Annotated in this window: 7 protein-coding genes; all 7 read left to right on the top strand. The window is 51.3% G+C overall.

Going from position 1 to position 3,792, the window contains the following annotated elements:
• Positions 1-752 (top strand): type IIL restriction-modification enzyme MmeI (locus C8024_RS02230; RefSeq protein ID WP_367947102.1); only part of this gene is annotated, 752 nt, incomplete at its 5' end.
• 215 nt (positions 753-967) lie between these two features.
• Positions 968-1,543, top strand: a complete 576-nt coding sequence (locus tag C8024_RS02225; RefSeq protein WP_173202794.1) for a hypothetical protein — start codon at positions 968-970, stop codon at positions 1,541-1,543.
• A 101-nt stretch (positions 1,544-1,644) separates the two neighbouring features.
• Positions 1,645-1,833, top strand: a complete 189-nt coding sequence (locus tag C8024_RS02220) for a helix-turn-helix domain-containing protein (protein ID WP_254305480.1) — start codon at positions 1,645-1,647, stop codon at positions 1,831-1,833.
• Positions 1,834-1,836: 3 nt separating this feature from the next.
• Entirely contained in the window at positions 1,837-2,601 is a 765-nt protein-coding gene (locus tag C8024_RS02215) for a hypothetical protein (protein WP_173202793.1), read from the top strand.
• Positions 2,598-3,116, top strand: a complete 519-nt coding sequence (locus C8024_RS02210) for a hypothetical protein (protein WP_173202792.1) — start codon at positions 2,598-2,600, stop codon at positions 3,114-3,116. Before C8024_RS02215 ends, C8024_RS02210 begins: the two co-directional genes overlap by 4 nt.
• Positions 3,117-3,119: 3 nt before the next feature.
• A complete protein-coding gene (locus C8024_RS22735) occupies positions 3,120-3,386 on the top strand; it encodes an HGGxSTG domain-containing protein (protein ID WP_367947101.1) in 267 nt (88 codons plus the stop codon).
• Positions 3,387-3,477: 91 nt separating this feature from the next.
• Complete coding sequence (locus C8024_RS02205; protein ID WP_173202791.1) at positions 3,478-3,708, top strand: hypothetical protein; 231 nt, start codon at positions 3,478-3,480, stop codon at positions 3,706-3,708.
• Positions 3,709-3,792 lie beyond the last annotated feature (84 nt).

Below are 3,792 nucleotides of genomic sequence, written 5' to 3'. Positions count from 1 at the left end.
TTTTGGGTGGATATGAGTTTATCAACGGCAGTGGGCGGTGGATATTACATGTTGCTGACCTGTCACCGGCGGAAACTCGTTCCATGCCCAAGGTAAAAGAACGGATAGCCGCTGTACGTGAGTTACGCCTAAATAGCGGCGGAAAACTATCTAGACAATTGGCCGACACTCCTACTGCTTACCATGTCACAGTGGTGCCGAAATCGCCATTTCTGGTTATACCGGAAGTGAGTTCAGAACGGCGTGACTATGTTCCAATTGGCTGGATTAGTCCGCCCACAATACCCAGCAATAAGTTAATGGTAATAGACGATGCAGAGCTTTGGCATTTTGGTATCGTAACAAGCCGAACTCACATGGCATGGCTTGCCCACATAGGCGGACGACTTGAGAGCCGTTTCAGCTATTCCAGCGGATTAGTCTACAACACTTTCCCGTGGCCGGATTCAACGCCTGCAAAACGCGCCAAAATAGAAAAACTCGCCCAGGCCGTGCTGGAGGCTCGCGACGCGCACCCTACGTCCAGCCTTGCCGACCTGTATGACCCGGACACAATGCCCGCCAATTTGCGCAAGGCCCATGCTGCGCTCGATGCTGCCGTGGACAAGCTATACCGTGCTGCCCCGTTCGCAACCGACCGCGACAGGGTAGAGCATCTGTTCGGGCGATATGAGGCCATTGTGAACCCGTTGGAGCGGTTGGGCGCGGCAAAGAACAAGCGCGTGGCTCGCAAGGCCCAAGGCAAAGCATAAGGCCATGAGCGACGGTGAAAAAATGCAGATACGGCGCTAGCGATTATGCGAGAGTGGCAATGGTTGCGCTGCGATCCTGATGGAAATCCATTTTACCCATCAAAAGATCTGAACGAGGTATTGGGCATGCTTGCTATGGATGGCCTATCCAGACCGCATAATGCGGTTTTGGAACTTTTGTGCAGTGGCGAATTGATTGCACGAGGCTACTATCGATGGAAAAATATGAATCATCTAATTTCTTTGAATTTGAAGGAACTCATGCGGCGATAAAGCCAAAACAATGGCAAATCTTGGCTGACTTGATCGCGGAAGAGAAAAAGCAATACGCTGGCGTTGGATTTCCTGAAACTGAAGTTGATTTGACACATCTCGGCCTGAATAAATGCGAGATATATGTATGGGAACATGGCCAGAACAGATTCAGCACAGCATTTATTCCGCCTGGAATTGACATATTTGACCCCGGTTATTTTGAAGAGTGGTTTTCAGCATGGGAAATCGACGTATCTCCAAGATTCTTAGACGACAATGACCAAGTTGATGAAACCGCACTGATAGCAGATCAATCAAACAAAGGAGGGCGTCCACCTATTGCAGATTGGGAGGCTGCGGTATTGGAAATGGCGGGACGATATTATCGCGGGGACTTCAAACCCAAGACCATCGCGGATGTCGTTCGTGAACTGGCGACATGGCTTGGCGATCAAGACAAGCACCCTTCAGATTCTGTCCTGCGGGACCATGCCAAACCCATATTTGAAGCCTTCCAGGCATGGGAATCCGAATAGCAGAAACCCGAGTTTCTGATAGTTTCTGTTCCTTTCCGGCGGACAAAACCCAGTAAATCAGAGCAGTATAGCCCCGTCCACAACTGAACGGAGTTAATCCTTTGAATAGCAAAAATGACAATCTGCAACCGCTGGCATATTCAATCAATGAAGCCTGCCGTGTGTCCTCGCTGGGCCGCACCCGCATATATCAATTAATCGGCGAAAAGCGGTTACAAGTGCGCAAAATAGGCAAGCGCACGCTGATCCCAGCCGCTTCCCTACGCAACCTTATCAGCGGTGAAAGTTGATCCATGGGCAGACAGCGCAACCGCAACAAGGTGAATGCTAAGGGCCGCAATCAAACCAGCCGCTTTGCCCGGCTGGATTTTCGCCTGCTTACAAGCAATGCCTATCGTAGTCTAAGCCCCAATGCTCGCTCGCTATTAGTGGAACTGGCCATGCTGGAAAATGGCAGCAATAATGGAAGCCTATATCTCAGCGTAAGAGATGGGGCGCACCGATTGGGCGTTGCTGATCTAACAGCCGCAAGCAGGGCGTTCGATGACCTGATCGCGCTGGGTTTTATCGAAATGACCCAAGACGCTTATTTTAGAGTGAAGGCTGCAAACAAGTCGCGCGCGCGTTGCTGGCGGCTCACGTGGCAATCAGGCCCTGCACGAAAAGCACCGTCATGGACTTTCCTAAATCGGGAACCTGACCCAAAGACACCCGCCCGCAAGCGAATGGAACGCGGCCAGCGAGCCTTGAAAGCCTATCGCAAGGCGAAGGACAGCGGCGATTTTCCGGTATTGGATTCCGACTTTGAGGTGCGCGATGCAGCCCCAATCGCAGCGGCGTCGGTAGTGGAATTCAATACGCTAAATGACAGAAATGGCTCAATTCGGCCAAACCCCTGCATTCGGGATTTCGCTACACACTCAGCTGTTACCATAGGTAAGGGACCGCGAAGCAATCTTCTAGGATGGTGGGAGCCTGATTGGACTCCCTCACTCGCAACACTTGCCTTTGCGACCTCCATTTCAACCCACTGGGCTAACGAAGGCAATGCTGCATGACAAAATCAACAAAAGCCTCGCCTAGATCAGATTCCAAGGCGACTAAAATATTAGCTAAAAAGGGAGAAGACGAGGCCGCCACAATGGCGCGCGCGATGGTTGAACCGTATTTTCGGCATGGCATTATCGCGTCTGATTTGGCTAAAAAGTCGCTTGGTGATCTGCCGGGAGAACCGGGGATCGAGAGTTTCGGTCGGGTCATTGAAGCGAGAGCCAAGCAGGCGATGGATGGGGATCTTACATTTGCCAGTGAGGTCTTGACTGCTCAGGCACTGTCGCTTGATGCGATGATGACCGAATTGATGCGACGCTCGATTATGAACTTCGGTGAATATCCACTCGCTGCGGAACGCTATGCACGGCTGGCGTTCAAAGCGCAGTCTAACAGTCGCGCTGCGCTGGAGGCCTTGGCCAAATTGCACCAGCCGCGCGAGCAGACCGTTCGCCATGTCCACGTTAACGAAGGCGGGCAAGCAGTCGTGGCCGAAAACTTTCACGCGCACGCGCGCGCGTAGGGGATGCGCAAAATGCAAAATCAGTCAAACAATCCCATGCAACCGGCGCAACTGGTAAAAGCGCCGCGCTGCCTAGCGAAGACGCGCAAGGGCACGGAGTGCCAATCTCCAGCCGTAAGGGGGCGAAAACGATGCAGGATGCACGGCGGCAATAATCCCGGCGCGCCAAAAGGCAATCGAAATGCCCGGAAGCATGGGGCTTATTCTACTGAGGCAAATTTTCTGAAGACAACAATGGACGGATTGATAGCCTCATTGAAAGATGTTTGAAATTCAGAATGAATATTCAAGGAAGCAAGTATCTTGTACCTTGTATAAAAAGTGGAATAACAAAACTACGATCATTTGGGGAGGATCGTCATTGGCCAATATTGATGAACTTGAAGACCAGTTGTCGAATGTGATGGCTGAACGCGCAAATCGATTTAAAATTACTTCCGTGTTCGTGAAGGGTGGCCTGATCGCTGGCGGTGCCGCCATTGCAACCATCGCTCAATTCTTATTGCCGACAACAGCAGGTGGAGAATGGGCTAAATACGCAGGCATCTTTGCATCCTTTTTAGTTTTTTGGGTGGGTTGTATGTCGTTTTGACAGACGGAGATACGTCAGAGGAGATGGCGGTCGCACGTAGCGCGTTAATAAAGGCTCGACAGGTAAGAGATGATTATCAGGCTT

Source organism: Sphingopyxis sp. BSNA05, from assembly GCF_013265645.1.
GTDB lineage: Bacteria > Pseudomonadota > Alphaproteobacteria > Sphingomonadales > Sphingomonadaceae > Parasphingorhabdus.
Note: the sequence above shows the minus strand (reverse complement) of the source record. Positions and strands in the feature narration are given on the sequence as shown.

What these genes read in the sequence shown, in the direction of transcription:
- C8024_RS02225 (WP_173202794.1), top strand. Translation starts at nt 968, where the DNA reads ATGGAAAAATATGAATCATCTAATTTCTTTGAATTTGAAGGAACTCAT.
- C8024_RS02215 (WP_173202793.1), top strand. Translation starts at nt 1,837, where the DNA reads ATGGGCAGACAGCGCAACCGCAACAAGGTGAATGCTAAGGGCCGCAAT.
- C8024_RS02210 (WP_173202792.1), top strand. Translation starts at nt 2,598, where the DNA reads ATGACAAAATCAACAAAAGCCTCGCCTAGATCAGATTCCAAGGCGACT.
- C8024_RS22735 (WP_367947101.1), top strand. Translation starts at nt 3,120, where the DNA reads ATGCGCAAAATGCAAAATCAGTCAAACAATCCCATGCAACCGGCGCAA.